This is a genomic window from Novosphingobium mississippiense (assembly GCF_044029535.1).
In the GTDB taxonomy this organism is placed as follows: Bacteria; Pseudomonadota; Alphaproteobacteria; order Sphingomonadales; family Sphingomonadaceae; genus Novosphingobium.
Genome location: NZ_CP147003.1, coordinates 523,432 through 540,011, shown reverse-complemented (window position 1 = coordinate 540,011; position 16,580 = coordinate 523,432). Strand labels below are relative to the sequence as shown.

The following is a 16,580-nucleotide window of genomic DNA, read 5'->3' as shown; positions in this document are numbered from 1 at the left end:
TGGCAGGCGGATTCTCAGAAATCCAAACGGCATTGGGTGAGTTCCTGGTCAAGAGCAAGCGGTTCGGCATCGGCTGGATCAAGCCGAGGCCGGATCCGAGCGCGCAACCTGACGTCAGCAAGGTCGCCTCGAAAGGCTCAAACAACGCCGTCAGGCGGGTTGTTCTGACGCCGTTTGCGCAAGAGGCATCACGTACCACGGGCCAGCGATGGTTCGGAACAGCAGCATGGGAGCGCCGCCGTCGATGCGCTGAAATCGATAGCGATCGTGATCGCCCTTGGTCTTCACCCATTCACGCGCCCATTCGGTTGCCTTGAACTCGCTAGTGAACTCCCCGCTTTGAGCGACCGGCTGACTGTGGTCGTCGTCTCGAAACAGCGTATAGCGCATGATATCAGGCTCCTTGTCCAAAGTGTTCAAAGGTGTGGAAGCAAGCGGATCGTCAATCAGGATGCGGGGAGCGTTGTTGCTCGCGCCAGATCCCGCGAATGCACCGCCTGGTCGAGCGCGCGCAGTACCCGGTCGAGCATCGCTGTGCTCCTTGCAGACCTGGGCAGCTCACGTGCCGCGAAACGCCGCAGGTGGTCGAGATCCCTGCGCGGTAGCGCAATCTCTATAGGCATCTCAGCAAGGTGGTCGGGATCAACACCCTGAACTGCACGGCCCGCTGCCAGGAAATGATCGAGTAAACGCTTACGGTCGGTCCGGGTCCACCCGAGCGCTGCGATCTGTTCCGGGCCCATCGAAGGCAGTGCAATCGCGAATTCCAGGATGACCTCCAAAGGCAATGTGACGCATACGCCTATCGCGTCACCGTCCGGGTTCACTGGTCCTTTGGTCATCGCATCGAGAAAATCCCGTCGACCGCGATCCATTCCGCCGGTCGGACCATCTGCTCATGGGCGATCCCGACGGAATGAAGCGCAGCGGTAATCTCGCGCCTCCAATAGTCCAGAAAGTTGAACAACACCGGAAAATCGGGCGCGAGATCATATTCCTGCCAAACGAACAGTTGCAGGAGCGAAGGCGCATCCGGGCGGCAATAGTGGATTTCCGCCGTGGCACGCCATGACCCTGCAACTGGGCCAGAAAGCCCCGGTCACTCGTTGCAGGCGCGCTTGGCCGGTCTTCCCTCGTCGACTGCGCGCATAGCGGCAAGCACCTCGTCGATCGGCACCGCGCGCCTGGCACCGGGGGGCTTACGCAATGCCAGCTTGTTCCGGACCGCCGTTCGGTCGGAGGCCCACGAGGCAAGGATGGCGCGCTTTACCTCCGGCTCGAGGTCGGGATGCTCCGCGACGTCGAAGGGGTGAAGAAAACGGGAAAATGGTCGCGACATCGTGAATCTCCTTTCTTCCTGTCGCTCCTGACTCTGCTTGCGGACTTTCGGCTCCGCCATCCCAGATTTTTGTAAAATCGCGAGTCGCGTCAAGAGGGAATTGGCGCTGCAAATCATGATGATCGGGCAGGGTTGGCACTCTTAAGCAGGGAGCGCTAAAAAATTTGTCCCCCTCTTGAAGGCGAAAATAGCGCTTCCTAGCTCCGCGAAACCTGTCGTTCGAAGGAACGGCGGGAGATCATCAATCTTGTTTTGCAACCGGAGGCTTTGCCCATGCATTTCCGCCCTTTGCACGACCGTGTGCTTGTTCGCCGCATTGAAGCCGAGGAGAAGACCTCGGGCGGCATCATCATCCCCGACACCGCCAAGGAAAAACCCCAGGAGGGCGAAGTCCTTGCGGTAGGACCGGGCTCCTACGATGAAAACGGCAAACGCACCGAACCCACAGTCAAGACCGGCAACCGCGTGCTGTTCGGCAAATGGTCGGGCAGCGAGGTTCGCATCGACGGCGAGGATCTGCTCATCATGAAAGAGAGCGATATCCTCGGCATCATCGAGCCTTTCGCCGAACTCGAGCAGGCGGCCTGACCGGCCGCCCTCATCCTCGAACATCAGGAAGGACCAAGGAAAGGAGTCAGGCAGATGGCTGCCAAGGAAGTGAAGTTCGCCTCGGACGCGCGCGATCGCATGTTGCGCGGCGTCGACACGCTGGCCAACGCCGTCAAGGTGACGCTGGGACCCAAGGGGCGCAATGTCCTCATCGAGAAGAGCTTCGGCGCTCCTCGCATCACCAAGGACGGCGTTACCGTCGCCAAGGAAATCGAACTGAAGGACAAGTTCGAGAATATGGGCGCGCAGATGTTGCGCGAAGTCGCCAATAAACAGAACGACAAGGCCGGGGACGGGACGACTACCGCCACCGTACTCGCTCAGTCTATCGTGCGCGAGGGCTCGAAGGCAGTGGCCGCGGGCATGAACCCGATGGACCTCAAGCGCGGCATCGATCTGGCCGTCGCCGCAGTGGTCGCGGACCTGAAATCGCACGCCAAGAAGGTCTCGGCCAATAGCGAGATCGCGCAGGTCGCGACCATCTCTGCCAATGGCGACGGCGAAGTCGGCACCATCCTCGCAGAAGCGATGGAAAAGGTCGGTAACGAAGGCGTCATCACCGTCGAGGAGGCGAAGAGCCTCGCCACCGAACTCGAGACGGTCGAGGGCATGCAATTCGACCGAGGCTATCTTTCACCCTATTTCGTGACCAATCCCGAAAAACTGAAGGTCGAGCTCGATGATCCCTATATTCTCATCCACGAGAAGAAGCTCTCCAACCTTCAGGCACTGGTCCCGCTGCTCGAGCAGGTAGTCCAGTCGGGCCGGCCGCTGCTCATCATCGCCGAGGACGTGGAAGGCGAGGCGCTCGCCGCGCTCGTAGTCAACAAACTGCGCGGGGGTCTCAAGGTCGCTGCGGTCAAGGCGCCGGGTTTCGGCGATCGCCGCAAGGCCATGCTCGAGGACATCGCCGTGCTGACCGCAGGCAACGTCGTCAGCGAGGAACTCGGCACCAAGCTCGAGAACGTCACGCCGGGCATGCTCGGCCGCGCGAAGAAGGTCATCATCGACAAGGACAACACGACTATCGTCGATGGGGCCGGTGTGCGCTCCGACATCGATGCGCACGTCGCCCAGATCCGCGCTCAGATCGAGATCACGACAAGCGACTATGACCGCGAAAAGCTCCATGAGCGCGTGGCCAAGCTCGCCGGCGGTGTCGCGATCATCCGTGTCGGCGGCGCGACCGAGGTCGAGGTCAAGGAGAAAAAGGACCGCGTCGACGACGCGCTCCACGCGACCCGCGCGGCGGTCGAGGAAGGCATCCTTCCCGGCGGCGGTATCGCGCTGCTTCGGGCGCTCAAGGCGCTCGACGGGTTGAAGGCAGACAATGACGACCAGCAGTCCGGCATCGACATCGTGCGCGGCGCGCTCCGCTCGCCGGCGCGCCAGATCGCCGACAATGCCGGCGAGGACGGAGCGTTCATCGTAGGCAAGCTGCTCGAGAGCAGCGACTACAACTGGGGCTTCAACGCGGCGAGCGGTAAATATGAAGACCTGGTGAAGTCCGGCGTGATCGATCCGGCGAAAGTGGTTCGCACTGCCCTGCAGGACGCAGCCTCCGTCGCTTCGCTGCTGATCACGACGGAAGCACTCGTCGCTGAACTGCCGAAAGATGAGAAGCCCGCGCCTATGCCGGCAATGGACTTTTGACGAGCGGGCGGGGCCGGCGAACACCGGCTCCGCCTCTTTCTTCATACCCGGCGACGCGTGAGAGTATTTGCGAGCGGATCGGCCAATCTCGCGCGCGGAGAGGTGCTTGCACCGAACAGTCTCAATGGCCTGTTCAAGAGCAGCGCGCCGTGCATTTCCGCGATCGACATTGCAGACCTCATTGTCGTGATAACAAACTACACCGTCATAATCGTGCGACACATGCGCTTGCGGGAGGTGCGGTGCCTCGCCGAAGGGCCGATGAAATTGTTGTACCTGCACGGCTACGACAGCGAAAAACCTTGACGATCGTTTAGGGTGGCCACCCGCCCCTGCCATAACTACCCCCAACCCAACTTGGACAGTGACTTTAGAAAATGCATATTTATTCAATGGCATGCGCGCACAGGCGCAAGTGTTACCACTACATTTTTGGGGTCGGTTGAGCTTGCAAAGGCTCAGGTTTGCGGTGGCAACTCGCTGATATTGGCCGGCAGCGCGATGCCGGTTGCCTTGAAGACATTCCCCACCTGGCCCGAGACGTGGGTACGGGTGGTAATGACCTTGCCGTCCTTTTCGATGGTGGCTTCCTGAAGACGATCGAGATCGTTGAGGAGCGGCTGCCATTCGGGCTGGAAGCCCTTTTCCTGACAAAGACGGGTGAGTTCCTTGGCCAGCGTCAGAGCGAGGAACGAGACAAACACATGGCCGCGGATAGCGGCATCGGACTGATGGAAGATGGGACGGGTATCGAAGCTCGCCTTGGCGACGCGGAACAGGGCTTCGACCTGAAGCAGGTCACGGTAGCGGATGACCGCCTGCAGCGGGGTGATCCGGGCATTGGTGCGCAGCACGCTGATACCATCGTAGCGGGCCTCGTCGGCAAGCTTGCCCATGTCGATCTCAAAGGTCTTGCCGCTGGCCTTGAGATAGCGGCGATAAGCTGAGTTACCAACCAGGGCCTTGTCACCCTTCTTCAGCTGGGTCTGGAGGCCATCGATGGTCGCTTGCCGATCGGCTTTGTCCTTCCTTGCCTCAGCTTCGTTGAGCGTGACGACGTAGCGTTGGGCATCTGCGCCTTTGCCAACGCGCACTTCCTTGACCCACAGCTGAGTGTCTCCTGCCTGCCGCTCGAGAACCAGGGGCACCATCGGGGCCGTGTCGTTCAGCACGACATCGCGGATGACGCTGCTGGTGCGCTCTCGCGCACCCAGGATGTATTCCATGCCCAGCTCTTCAAGGGAGGCGATTGTATCGGCGCTGATCATACCGCGATCGGCCACGACGCACGAGCGGGTGATGCCAAAGCGGGTGCGCAGGCGCGTGACGATCGGCATGAGCACCTTCACGTCGGCCGTGTTGCCGGGGACCATCTCTGTGCAGATCGGACGGCCCTGGGCGTCGATCACCACGGCCAGGATCATCTGGGCAAGCTCGGGCCGGTGGTCCTTGGAATGACCGCGCCGTCCCAGCGTGTCGCCGCCGGCGCCGTAGAACGAGAGCGACGTCGTATCCATGAATACAAGACTGAGGTCGGTGAACAGGTCCCGGCGGCGATCGAACAGCTTTTCCTCGATCACGTCCTTCACGCAGCGAGGTGCCAATGCGCCTTCGGCCTTCTCCTCGATCTCCTCGCCGAGCCAGGCCATGGCGCGATAGAAGTGATGGAGGGCAAGATCCTCGCTCCCGTCGATGGCGTAGCTCCCCATCCAGTCCAGGCAGGCCCGGTCCGAGCCGGAGACGAACAGGCGGTGCAGTGTGGCGACGAATACGGCGCGCTCCACGGCAAAGCCGAACTGGCGGCCCTCCAGCACCTCTTCCAGTACCGCATCGACACCAAGCCGCTGCCACAGGCGCCCGAACAGCAACGGGCCGCCAATCCTGCGAGCTGCGATCCGGCCTGCATCGATATCGGACAGAATGACGCTGCGTTCGGCGTGGCGGGCAATCGAGGCGGCCAGCCTGTCGAGTTCACCACTCGCGGCCAGCGCATCCTTGCGGCCCAGAGCCTTGATCGTGCGCTGACGGACGGTTTTGCCCTCGCGCACGCTCTCGACCAGGTAAAGATAGCGGTGCCCGCGAGCGACTCGTTCGACGACATACATGGTCAGGTTGTTACTACCTGAACCTGTGAAGATAAACCAAACCGCCAGCCACAGGCGAAATGTTGTTAGCACGACCCATTTTGCCGCCAAATCCACTGCCAGCAAAATCAGCTACTTAACGCCTGACGTTCCCCGCATGTTCTGCCAGCACTGTTCAACTTGGGCCCAACTGCGCCGAGCGGTCAGGACCAGAGCCCACTTCCCCAGTGACGATGCCATCGCCACGCGGCGCTATCTGATCTTGAACTGTTCGGAGAAAGAGAAAAATAGCGGGTATGTTCATCCGCCCGCCCACATACGGAATTCCTGACAATCCCAGCGAGATATCTCAGAAATAATCAGCGAGGGTCAGATGAAGAGACCGTCCGTCCGCCATCGTAAGGTCTATTTCCGTACCGGCGGTCCCGCCGCCCAAACGCAGCCCAAGGCGCGGATAAGTTGGATCTATCGAGCGTTTGTCAATGCAGGTAATCCTATCTCCGACTTTCAACCCTACATTTTCCGCCGGACTTCCGCAGGCGACATGGCGAATCAAAAGATGATCTGCATAGCGCTGTGCCCCGATGCCGGATCGATCGCGTGCCAGGGAGGACGTAAGCGCATCGTCACGGACACGTAGTCGAAGTTCGCGGTCATGGATGAAAGCAAGATCAAAGGCGGTGAAAGCCGGCCAGCCCAGATTGATTGGCACGGAGGATTGCCAGTCTGCAATAACGCAGGTTGGCACATTCCGTAGCTCATGACCGCCAATGAAGATGGAATGAAGCGTAATCATCTGAGCCACGACATCGCCTTCCAGTCCTGCCGAAAGCGTTGAGGATGTTCGACGATCGAGAAGCCCTTCCTGCTCGGCATATGAAGCCGAAATCGAACACGCTGCATCACTCCCGAGATCCAGTAACGCGCGCTGCCTCGCGCCCCCTTCGACTGACACAGCGATTTCCGGCAAACCATAGTCAGATCGTAACAGATCGATCGCACCGAGTTCGCTTAATGCATATTCACTGCAGCTGGGCCCTACCCGCATTCGCCTGTCGGGGAAGCTGCATTCCAATACCGCGCGGCTTAGGATATCCCGCCCGATTACCATTGCAGGTTCTCCAGGATACGCACGCTCGAGCGCTTCAAGCGGGTGGCAGCCGAGATCCAGCGGGCCGAATTCCATACTGCCTATTCGGATACTTCGCGGGCGGCACAACGATATCGAATATTGTTCGGTAAAAAAGGTCGCCAGTGTTTTGCCACTTCTTGCCAGACCCAGGCGATCGCGTGTCGCAGGCGTTACGATACTTCGCGTCGCACCCGTATCAATGATGCCCGTGAGGGTAGTTCCGTCAAGATGCAGTGGTATGCACAGGTACCTCAAGGTTTCTGGGTCAAACGAAACCCAATCATCCTCTTTTTCGGGTGGTACTCCGGCCGCGAAGCTGTAGGAAACCATCGTACTTTGCTTGACGTATCCCAAAAACACCTGCGAGCTAGCCTTTTCTTGCGATTTAGACCTAATGAATGCGCCCATAGATCGCGAAGGTATCTTGGTAATACAAATGAATAATCTTGTTTGATGATATAAAATTCTTTAATTTAATGAACGACTTTGCTTTCTTCGTGCACAACCAAACTCAGGCTCGGACCAATCCGTGAAATTCTCAAGCGATCACGCCGCCTCGCCCCTGCAATTACCGATTCTGAGTCTGGGACACTACCTGCTTAACTTTCCTTCTATGTATTCCGCCAGGACGACGGCATTGTTATGCGCTGCGTCCTTGGCCCCATAGAGCAGAGTGACGCTCCCCTCCTTTATAAATGCTTCCAACTTCGCAATGCCGTCGCCATTTCGGTCCAATTCGTCGTGATACCGCACCTTGAATTCGTCGAAGCGCGCGGGGTCGTGGGCGAACCATTTGCGAAGTGCCGTTGTCGGTGCCAGGTCCTTCATCCAGGTCGTCAGTTGTGCCTCATCCCGCCTGAGGCCGCGCGGCCAGATGCGATCGACCAGAATCCGCGCGCCATCGTCTTGCGAAGGCGGATCATAGACGCGCTTGATGTGCAACAGCCCGGGCATCACTGGTCCGAAAGCCCGTGCCCGATCCAACCGGGTGGATCGCTCGCCGGAAAGGACTCCATCGATGCCTCGTCGACGGGATCGACTGGCTCTGCTTGTGCAAGGATTTGTCTCGCACGCGCGACGATCATCGGCAGGAGCGCATCCAGATCCGTCGCATGTCCCGCAAGCTCGCGCACGAGTTCGTCGAGACTACGATTTTCGGTCGCGTAATGGTCGGCGACAGTGTGCGCCAATGCTTCGGCACGTCCCTGCACGGACGGATTCGAGCTTTCAGACATCATTTTAGTGATCTCCCGTTGGGTGGGACGGAACGGCATGTCCGCTCCCACGTGCATATCGTCATCGATGACGAAGCTATGCTTTCGCATTCTTCCGCTGGCGCCAGTCACGACTATGGCAACCCGGACCATATCGACGGTGCGAGCAAAACGCTGTGCCTGCGGTAAACCCGAATGGACGCAGTCCGGGTTCAGCATTTCAAACACATGGAGCGCAACGACCGGTTCGCGAAAATCCGCAAGGCCGAGCGGGCGATCAGGTTTGAGCCATTGCCTAGTCCATAAGGCCGGGCCGGGACCAGAAACAGCAAGCTTCGCCGAGGTGTCCACGGCCGGCGTTACTGAAGATTGAAGAGCGTCACCATGCCGGCGATGACGATGCCAAAGACCATGATCATTACGCCCGCGATGCGCAGCCCATAGGTGAGCGGATCCTCGTTGTCCGGGGCCTGGCGGGTATCCGGGCGTATCGGCCGGCCGAGGATCCTGCGGGCGACATGCTGGCGAAAGGCCATGGTGAAGCCGATCACGGCAAGTAGCAACCCGAAGACGTCAACGAGAATGACGGAGCCGGTCATCGAAGCACACTCCCCTGGGCTAGACTGCAGATGATCACGAGCGGCACGCCGAAAGTCCCTTCTCCAGCCCCGCGATGAGATCCTGTTCCGCTTCAAGGCCGACCGAGACACGCAAGAGACTGTCGCTGATGCCGGCGAAGCCGCGTGCTTCCTCGCCCATGTCGGCGTGGGTCATCGTCGCCGGGTGGGAGACGAGGCTTTCGACCCCGCCAAGCGATTCCGCGAGCGTGAAAAACTCGACGCTTTCGATGAAGCGGCGGACGGCTGGCACGCCGCCGACGATCTCGAAGCTCAGCATCGCACCGAAACCTCTCTGTTGGCGCGTCGCGATGGCGTGCCCTGAATGCGAGGCCAGGCCCGGATAGAAGACGGCACTGACCGCCGGATGGCGTTCAAGATAATTCGCGACCGCCATGGCGTTGGCCTGCTGTTGCTCCATCCGGGGAAACAGGCTGCGCAGTCCCCGCAGCGTGAGCCATGAATCGAACGGCGCCCCGGCTGAACCGACGACGTTCGCCCAGTGCCGCAACTCCTCGATCGGGCCCCGATCGGCGGCGACGACGGCCCCGCCGATGACGTCGGAATGGCCGTTGAGATATTTGGTGGTCGAGTGGATGACATAGTCGGCGCCGAGCGAGATCGGCTGCTGGATTGCCGGCGACAGGAAGGTGTTGTCGACAGCGACCTCGGCACCAGCTCTGTGCGCCTGCGCAACGAGTGCCTCGATATCGACGACGCGCATGAGCGGGTTGCTGGGCGTCTCGATCAGCACGAGAGCCGGCCGGTCGGCAAGCGCCGCCTCGAATGCCTCTTCATCGCCCTGATCGACGAAGCGCACCGAGCAATGCCCGCGTTCCGCCCGAGCCTTCAGCAGGCGCATGGTGCCACCATAACAATCGTGCGGCGCGAGGATCAGATCGTCGGGTCGGCAACGACCGGCCAGCAGATCGAGCGCCGCCATTCCGCTCGCTGTGATAACGGCGCCTGCCCCGCCTTCGAGCCTGGCGAGGGCTTCGGCCAAAAGATCACGCGTCGGATTTCCGCTGCGGCCATAATCGTAGCGCCGCGGCTGGTCATAGCCCGCGAACTCGTAAGTGCTCGAAAGATAAATGGGAGGTGCAACCGCCCCAAACCCCGCGTCGATCGCGACACCGTAAGCCGCCGAGATGGTCTGGGGATATGGCCCATTTTTGGGTCCGTTTTTGCCCCGGTCATTAGGATCAGTCATTGAAGAAGCGCCCTTCCGTTACCGGCCGGACAATGCCGACACGAATGGTGAAGTCCCCGAAATGCTCACCAGCCTGACGCTCACGGGCAAAGCGCCCGAGAGCATCGGTCAGCACTTCGAGGATTACCGTCTCGCCAACATTCTCGCGCACCATGCGATTGAGGCGCTCGCCATGGAATCCGGCTCCAAGATACAGATTATACTTGCCCGGTGCGCGGCCGGTAAGTCCGATCTCGCCGATGTAAGGCCGCGAGCAGCCATTGGGGCAGCCGCTCATGCGAATGGTGATCGGCTCTTCTGCAAGACCATGGTCGGCCAGGATCCTCTCGATCTTGCCGAGCAGCGTGGGTATGTAGCGTTCGCTTTCGGCCATGGCGAGGCCGCAGGTCGGAAACGCGACGCAGGCGATGGCATTGCGACGCAGCACCGACACGCTGTCGATGTCCGGCCAATGTTCGGCAAGGATCGCGTCGATCGCAGGGCGCTGGTTGCTCGTGACCCCGGCGACGACCACATTCTGGTTGGGGGTCAACCGGAACGTGCCTTGGTGGATCCGAGCGATATCTCGCAGCATGTCGAGCAGCTTGAGGTCGAGCGGGCCATTCTCGATGTGGATCGTACGGTGCTGCCGGCCATCGGGCGTCGTGTTCCAACCATAACTGTCGCCGTTCGAGATAAACGTCACCGGCCGCGCCGGCTCGAAAACGAATCCCATGTTCCGCTCGATTTCAGCCGCGATCCAGTCGAGCCCCTTATCGTCGATCGTATATTTGAACCGTGCATGCTGGCGATCCTTGCGGTCGCCATAGTCTCGCTGGAGCGCCATGACCGCATCTGCGCAGGCGATGACCTTTTCGACCGGCACAAAGCCGATGATGCTCGCGAGCCGGGGATAGGTCGCGGGCGCTTGGTCCGTGCGTCCCATGCCGCCGCCGATGGCGACGTTGAACCCGGCAAGCCCCTCCTCACCGCCAATGGCGATGAAACCCAGATCCTGGGCGTAGACGTCAATATCGTTGGATGGCGGAAGCGCGAAGCCGATCTTGAACTTCCGGGGCATGTAAGTGCGCCCGTAGAAAGGCTCTTCGGATCCGGACCCCGCCACGCGCTCGCTGCCGTACCAGATCTCGTGATAGGCCCGGGTCTTCGGGATCACATGGTCGCTCACCTGTTTCGCCATGGCGGCAACCTCGGCGTGAAAGCGCGAGCTTTGGGGGTCGACGGTGCACATAACGCCGCGGCTGTCGTCGCCGCAGGCTGCCACTGTATCGAGCAGCGTCTCGTGAAGTCCCTGGATGACGGGACGCAGGCTGTCCTTGAGCACCCAGTGAAACTGGAATGTCTGGCGCGTGGTGATCCGCAAGGTTTCGCCGCCGTGGGCCCGGGCGAGTTCGTCGAGCTTCAGCCACTGCTGGGGCGTGCAGATGCCGCCGGGCAGGCGCACGCGGATCATGAACTGGAAGGCAGGTTCGAGCTTCTGTCTGCGGCGCTCGTCGCGCAGGTCGCGGTCATCCTGTTGGTAGATGCCATGGAATTTCATGAGTTTCACGTCATCGGCGGAAGGCACGGCGCCGGTGATCCGGTCAAGCAGGCCGATGGCGATCGTCCCGCGCAGATAGTCGCTCTCGTCCTTCATCCGCTCGTCCGCGCTCAGCTTGTCGAGTGGTTGGGAAAGGTCGCGGCTCCTGTCGGTCACGGTGTGTTCGGTCATCGTCGAGCCCTCAATAGACGTCGCGCTGGTAACGATGGTCCGCCTGCAGCGAGCGGACATAGTCTTCGGCCGCGTCGCGGCTGGTGTGCGCCTCGCTCGCGACGATATCGATCAGCGCCTGGTGGACGTCGGGCGCGAGGTTTGCAGCGCCCCCACATACGTAGACGTGCGCGCCTTCCTCCAGCCAGGCGAAGACATCACGCGCCTGATCCTTCATGCGATGCTGCACATAGGTCTTGTCGGCACGATCCCGCGAAAAGGCGACGTCCATGCGGTTCAGTGTCCGGTCCTTGAGCCAGGCCTGCCATTCCGTCTGGTAAAGGAAGTCGGTGCGGAAATTGCGCTCGCCAAAGAAGAGCCAGCTCCGGCCGCCGACACCGCGTACCTCGCGATCCTGCAGGAAGGCGCGGTAGGGTGCGATCCCCGTTCCGGCACCGATCATAATGATGGGTGCGTCGTCGTCCGGCAGCCGGAAGTGCGGATTGCTCTGGATGTAGACCGGGAGGGTCGTGTCGAGTTCGACCCGGTCCGCGACGTGGCCCGAGGCGACGCCGCTCCGCTGCGACCCGTGCAGATCATAACGGAGCGGTGCGAGGGTCAGATGTGCCTCCTCCGGCACGGCCGCCAGGCTCGAGGCCAGAGAATAAAGCCGGGGCTGGAGCGGCCGGAGCGCGGTCACGAACTCCTGCGGCGTAACCCCCTTAACCGGGAAACGACTGACAATGTCCTGGATATGATGTGTCCGCAGGAACACAGAACGCTCACCCGTACGGTCGTCCTGTTGGAGCTGTTTTAGGACGTCCGCTTCGCTGAGCATTGCCCAATAATCGAGGAAACGCGGTGTCGCGGCGGTGATCTCATAACGATCGGTCAGCGCTTCGTGGATCGACAGGCTTTGGCCTTTCAATTCGAGCTGAGCGTCTGGGAAGACATCAAGGGTTTCGAGCAAGGTCGCGACCAGAGCAGGATCGTTGGGCGCTACGATGCCGAGCGCATCGCCGGGCTCATAGAGGAGACCCGACCCCCTGAGCGAAAATTCGACATGGCGGGTTTCTCTGGAGGAGCCGCGGCCGACGATCACGACATTCTCGATGATCGTTGCCGGAAAGGGATTGCGCTTGTCGTAGGTGATCGCTGGCTGGTGCCCACCGACGCTCGGCGTAACGCAGGGCGTAGCCGAAGTCGCCTGTGCATGGTCCGCGAGCGTTCCGGTGATCGCCTCGATCCAGGTTTGAGCGAGATCGTGATAGTCCACGTCGCAATCAACGCGGGGAACGAGGCGCTCGGCGCCAAGTTCCTCGAACCGCCGATCGAGACGCTTTCCAGCTTCGCAGTAGAATTCATAAGTGGAGTCGCCCAGGGCGAGGATAGCAAAGCGTATCTGATCCAGTCTGGGCGCCTTGCGGCCTTCGACGAACTCGAAGAATCCCGTTGCCGGTTGGGGAGGATCGCCTTCGCCATAGGTGCTGACGATGACGAGGAGGTCCTGCTCATGCGTCAGTTGTCGAGGCTTGTAGTCCGCCATGTCGGCAAGTGTGCAGCCCAGTCCTGCATTGACGATCGCCGACTGCAGTTCTCGCGCGAGTTCGGCCGCATTTCCCGTCTCCGTTCCATAGAGAATGGTGAGCGACCGGGCCGCTGTCGGTGGTAACGACGCCGGCAGCGGTTGGGGATACCGCAAGCCGGCGTCGAGTCCGGCGAAATAACCGCTGAGCCAGCGAACTTGCATCGGACCAAGAGATTGGGTCAGGGCTTCGACGTGTCGCCATTGCTCCAGCGACAGGGGATTCCCCGGCAGATCCGGTGCGGTCATGCGCTTGGCGTCCTCGGGTTCCGCTCCTTCCCGTGCTCCGGCCTGCATATGCAGGATCCTCTCCGGGCACTTTTTGACGAGCATCTCTTCAACTCGGGTCCCAATTTGCCGTTCAGCCACCCATAACACAAACGACTATTATTGAAGGTTTATAACAATATTTATGCACAAAGAGGCTGGCGCTCGCGACGGGAAGCCGCCTTCGATCCCAATCACGATACTCACGACACCGGTATTGTTCTCGCGGGCTGAAGCGTGCCGATTCCCGCGATGCGCAACTATGATCGCGAACGCGACCGGTCTGGGCACCATCATCGCCCAAAATACTTTGCAAACTGTCGCAGAAGGGCTCGCAAACAAAATAGAGGCATTGCCAATGCCCTGCACGCGTGCTGCCTCGGTGTAGGCTGTCAGAGGCGAGACGCCGCTGAGGCAGCAGGCGATGCTCAGTTCCTGGGCTTGAGAATGCCGGAAACCACGCGCCGAACCTCCCCGGAGTCGTGTAACCGCCCATCGGAACAAGCAAGGTCACACTTGATCCGACGAGCGAGATGGCGCAGCTCCGCAAAATCCGGAGGCCGATCGTGCCCGATAACGGCGATCAGCGCAGGATAAGACCAGAGGCTTCTTGGCATCACGGCTTTTCCTTGTTGACGGTGGGAAGGCGCGCCCCTCTCTCCTTGGAAGGAGCACCTTCATCCGGCGCGGCAAAAAACAACATGACAGCGCATAGCGCAGCGAAAAGGCAGACCATCTTCACGAAGTCACTTTTCCCTACGCCGCTCACCAGAGCCGCCGCCGCAGCTCCAACGAGGAATACCGTGGCAAGGCGTGGGTGGTGAAAATACTCGGCGACCCGATACGCAGCCATCGCCAATGCTATGGCGAGCAGAAGGCTTCCTAGGCTGAGTCCAAGCGCTTCAACGGCAATCGAGAGCATCACCATGGCATTCGTCCATTGTAAGCCTGTGGGGCGCACTGTTGTCCCCGCCAGTAATATATATCGCATTGCGATATATATTACATCCACTTTTTCCCGTGTCGCCTTAGATCACGAGCGCATCGGGAAACCGAAGGCAGCCCCGTCCTATTCTCGGTTGCCCCAAGCACCGTTTTTCACTCATCAGAGGCGACATCAGCGGCTGCCGCGGACTCGTAACGAGCAAGATGCGATCAGCCGGTTCGAACTGGGGGCGATCTCGGCCATATGTCGAGACTCTTAACATGCGTCCAAAATACAGGTATATGATGCCGTTTCCTCCTGGGAGAGGCTCGTGCGGCTTACCCGATATACCGATTATTCCTTAAGGGTGCTCATTCACCTTGCGCTGCACGATGATCGCATCTGCTCTATCGCTGAAATCGCAAGAACCTACGACGTATCGCAGAACCACCTCATGAAAGTCGTCAATGCTCTGGCGCATGAGGGATTTATCGAGACACTCCGTGGCCGCCGCGGCGGCATGCGCCTCGCCCGAGCTGCGGCAGACATCACGGTGGGAGAGGTCGTTCGCCGGACCGAGGAAGGTTTCCAGCTGGCCGACTGTTCAGGATGTGCCCTGTCGCCCGCCTGTGGACTGACGGGGGTTCTGCAGCAGGGTGTCCAAGCTATGCTGGCGGTATTCGATACCTATACCATCGCCGATCTCGTGACCGACAAGGCGACCATGTTGCGTATGGCTAGCGGACAATCTCCCATCGGGATCGGAATCTAGCTCAATTGTGATCAGGCGTCGCGAACGGAAGAGTCGAGTTCGGCCTCCGCCTGCGCGATATTGGCCCGGTGGCTATCCAACATCTCTCGCAGATCGCGATGCAGCCCCTCCTCCCGAATACGCGGCAATAGCGCCTCGAGCTTGCGCACGACCCAGCCCTGCCCGCGATTGAGGAACGCGAGACGTTTGGCCGGGTCAGTTATTGCGAGAGCTTTCTCACGAAAGGCGCCTGTCTTGCGCGATGGCACGCCGCCGAGCCGCCTGATCTGCGCTGAAAGCATCGCGCACCATTTCGCTTCATCGCTGTGCACCCGCCGCATCAGGGACAGATAGGTCGCGGCTGCGTCCAATCTGGTGCTGGCAAGCGCGACCTTGGCGCCGGCGCGCTCTGCTTCGAGGAGTTCGCCCAGCGACGTCAGGATCTCGTCAAGGCCTGCATAGCCCATATAGACGTCGTCGGCATCAGCACCGTAGCACACCGGCGAGGAAGGCTCGGTCGTCATGTTGCTATCCTCGCTGATTCGCGCAGCCCTGCACGGATTCGATCCATCACGCCAGGATCGGCTTTCCCCGAATGCACGACATAGGCGGAATAGGAAAATTCAGGACTGCTCGGCACGAGCATGAGACGGCCCTCTTCCAGATAGGAGCGAATAAAGCCCTTGCGAAAATAGCCGCTGCCTCCGGCCGCGAGGATATATTCCAGCGCGAGCGGGCCATAGCTGATCGAAACGACCGCGTTGGGCTGATCCGGAAATGCGGCTTGATAGCTCGCTGCAAATTCGTCGCCCCAATCTATCTGGACATGGTCCTCCGGCTCGAGTGGCTCCGCCGCGGGTGTCGTCCGGACGAGGACCAGCTTCTCCTCGAAGAGGAGTTCGGCGATGACACCCGGACGGCTGGGGGCCGCATAGAGGATGGCGACGTCGAGCGTGCCGTCCTGGACCTGCTCCATCAGGCGCTCTGATGTATCAATGGTCGTGCTGACGGCTATCTCCGGACACTCGCGGCGCATCCAGAGCAGCCAGTGCCGCAAGAGCGGGCTCCACAAAGACAGTTCGGCGCCGACCGTCACCACGGTCTCGCGGCCGGGCGGCAAGGCCACCGCCCGTTTCGCCCGTGCCCAGACCTGCACCATGGTCGTGGCGAAACGCAGGAACTGCTCGCCGGCGGGGGTGAGCCTGGCACCCGCCTTGTTGCGGATGAACACCGGACGATCGAGCTGATCTTCGAGGACGCGGATGCGCGCACTGACCGCGGTCTGCGTCAAGTTGAGGTTGGATGCGGCACCCACGAAACTGCCGGTCTTCACGACTTCGAGGAACGTCCGAGCGACGCTGATATCCATCCAACAATTTCCCTGCGCTTAACTGCATATAATATTCACTTGATTGATGGATACTAACGAGAGGATGATCGCTGCACAAGGAAAGACCGCAAGGCGTCTTCCCACCAAACCATAGAGCGACCAGCCCGCCTGGCC

Annotated in this window: 18 protein-coding genes and 1 pseudogene; 4 read left to right on the top strand and 15 right to left on the bottom strand. The window is 60.5% G+C overall.

All coding sequences use genetic code 11. From position 1 onward, the window contains the following. Positions 1 to 150: 150 nt before the first annotated feature. From WBP06_RS21040 to WBP06_RS21025, 4 genes and pseudogenes are all read right to left on the bottom strand, one after another. Positions 151 to 390: a hypothetical protein gene (locus tag WBP06_RS21040; protein WP_395336930.1), complete on the bottom strand. Its 240-nt coding sequence runs from the start codon at positions 388 to 390 to the stop codon at positions 151 to 153. 56 nt (positions 391 to 446) lie between these two features. Continuing rightward, complete coding sequence (locus tag WBP06_RS21035) at positions 447 to 842, bottom strand: hypothetical protein (RefSeq protein WP_395336928.1); 396 nt, start codon at positions 840 to 842, stop codon at positions 447 to 449. Beyond that, a pseudogene (locus tag WBP06_RS21030) lies at positions 839 to 1,089 on the bottom strand (protein usg). The gene WBP06_RS21035 and the pseudogene WBP06_RS21030 overlap by 4 nt, the downstream one beginning before the upstream one ends. A 10-nt stretch (positions 1,090 to 1,099) precedes the next feature. Further along, positions 1,100 to 1,339 (bottom strand): hypothetical protein, encoded by a 240-nt coding sequence (locus tag WBP06_RS21025; RefSeq protein WP_395336926.1) that lies wholly within the window; start codon positions 1,337 to 1,339, stop codon positions 1,100 to 1,102. A gap of 273 nt (positions 1,340 to 1,612) precedes the next feature. Between WBP06_RS21025 and groES the strand changes: the two genes are divergently transcribed. The 3 genes from groES (at position 1,613) to WBP06_RS21010 (ending at position 3,907) form a co-directional block, all read left to right on the top strand. Further along, positions 1,613 to 1,927 carry a co-chaperone GroES gene (groES, locus tag WBP06_RS21020; protein ID WP_395336923.1) on the top strand — a complete coding sequence of 105 codons (315 nt, stop codon included), beginning with the start codon at positions 1,613 to 1,615 and terminating at the stop codon, positions 1,925 to 1,927. Positions 1,928 to 1,981: 54 nt separating this feature from the next. Continuing rightward, positions 1,982 to 3,601: a chaperonin GroEL gene (gene groL, locus WBP06_RS21015; protein WP_395336921.1), complete on the top strand. Its 1,620-nt coding sequence runs from the start codon at positions 1,982 to 1,984 to the stop codon at positions 3,599 to 3,601. 102 nt (positions 3,602 to 3,703) lie between these two features. After that, positions 3,704 to 3,907 carry a hypothetical protein gene (locus WBP06_RS21010; protein WP_395336919.1) on the top strand — a complete coding sequence of 68 codons (204 nt, stop codon included), beginning with the start codon at positions 3,704 to 3,706 and terminating at the stop codon, positions 3,905 to 3,907. A 152-nt stretch (positions 3,908 to 4,059) separates the two neighbouring features. Here the strand turns inward: WBP06_RS21010 and WBP06_RS21005 are convergent, their stop codons facing one another. The 9 genes from WBP06_RS21005 to WBP06_RS20965 form a co-directional block, all read right to left on the bottom strand. After that, positions 4,060 to 5,802 carry an IS1634 family transposase gene (locus WBP06_RS21005; RefSeq protein ID WP_395337553.1) on the bottom strand — a complete coding sequence of 581 codons (1,743 nt, stop codon included), beginning with the start codon at positions 5,800 to 5,802 and terminating at the stop codon, positions 4,060 to 4,062. Between the two features lie 232 nt (positions 5,803 to 6,034). Further along, positions 6,035 to 7,147 (bottom strand): aspartyl protease family protein, encoded by a 1,113-nt coding sequence (locus WBP06_RS21000; protein WP_395336917.1) that lies wholly within the window; start codon positions 7,145 to 7,147, stop codon positions 6,035 to 6,037. 261 nt (positions 7,148 to 7,408) lie between these two features. Then, positions 7,409 to 7,771, bottom strand: a complete 363-nt coding sequence (locus WBP06_RS20995; protein WP_395336915.1) for a DUF488 domain-containing protein — start codon at positions 7,769 to 7,771, stop codon at positions 7,409 to 7,411. Beyond that, positions 7,771 to 8,382, bottom strand: a complete 612-nt coding sequence (locus WBP06_RS20990; RefSeq protein ID WP_395336912.1) for a hypothetical protein — start codon at positions 8,380 to 8,382, stop codon at positions 7,771 to 7,773. Before WBP06_RS20990 ends, WBP06_RS20995 begins: the two co-directional genes overlap by 1 nt. 8 nt (positions 8,383 to 8,390) lie before the next feature. After that, positions 8,391 to 8,630 (bottom strand): hypothetical protein, encoded by a 240-nt coding sequence (locus WBP06_RS20985; RefSeq protein WP_395336910.1) that lies wholly within the window; start codon positions 8,628 to 8,630, stop codon positions 8,391 to 8,393. A gap of 34 nt (positions 8,631 to 8,664) precedes the next feature. Then, positions 8,665 to 9,858 carry a cystathionine gamma-synthase gene (metB, locus tag WBP06_RS20980; RefSeq protein WP_395336907.1) on the bottom strand — a complete coding sequence of 398 codons (1,194 nt, stop codon included), beginning with the start codon at positions 9,856 to 9,858 and terminating at the stop codon, positions 8,665 to 8,667. Next, the gene (locus WBP06_RS20975; protein ID WP_395337552.1) at positions 9,851 to 11,569 is read right to left on the bottom strand and encodes an NADPH-dependent assimilatory sulfite reductase hemoprotein subunit; all 1,719 of its coding nucleotides are present in this window, start codon (positions 11,567 to 11,569) and stop codon (positions 9,851 to 9,853) included. Before WBP06_RS20975 ends, metB begins: the two co-directional genes overlap by 8 nt. 10 nt (positions 11,570 to 11,579) lie before the next feature. Beyond that, positions 11,580 to 13,430 carry an assimilatory sulfite reductase (NADPH) flavoprotein subunit gene (locus WBP06_RS20970; protein WP_395336905.1) on the bottom strand — a complete coding sequence of 617 codons (1,851 nt, stop codon included), beginning with the start codon at positions 13,428 to 13,430 and terminating at the stop codon, positions 11,580 to 11,582. 586 nt (positions 13,431 to 14,016) lie between these two features. Next, positions 14,017 to 14,328, bottom strand: coding sequence for a hypothetical protein (locus tag WBP06_RS20965; RefSeq protein ID WP_395336903.1), 312 nt, complete (start codon positions 14,326 to 14,328; stop codon positions 14,017 to 14,019). Between the two features lie 328 nt (positions 14,329 to 14,656). Between WBP06_RS20965 and WBP06_RS20960 the strand changes: the two genes are divergently transcribed. Beyond that, positions 14,657 to 15,097 carry an Rrf2 family transcriptional regulator gene (locus WBP06_RS20960; protein ID WP_395336900.1) on the top strand — a complete coding sequence of 147 codons (441 nt, stop codon included), beginning with the start codon at positions 14,657 to 14,659 and terminating at the stop codon, positions 15,095 to 15,097. A gap of 11 nt (positions 15,098 to 15,108) precedes the next feature. Here WBP06_RS20960 and WBP06_RS20955 read toward each other — a convergent pair whose 3' ends face one another. Together WBP06_RS20955 and WBP06_RS20950 are read right to left on the bottom strand one after the other, a co-directional pair. Beyond that, positions 15,109 to 15,600, bottom strand: a complete 492-nt coding sequence (locus WBP06_RS20955; protein ID WP_395336898.1) for a DUF6306 domain-containing protein — start codon at positions 15,598 to 15,600, stop codon at positions 15,109 to 15,111. Further along, positions 15,597 to 16,445: a LysR family transcriptional regulator gene (locus tag WBP06_RS20950; RefSeq protein ID WP_395336895.1), complete on the bottom strand. Its 849-nt coding sequence runs from the start codon at positions 16,443 to 16,445 to the stop codon at positions 15,597 to 15,599. The genes WBP06_RS20955 and WBP06_RS20950 overlap by 4 nt, the downstream gene beginning before the upstream one ends. Positions 16,446 to 16,580 lie beyond the last annotated feature (135 nt).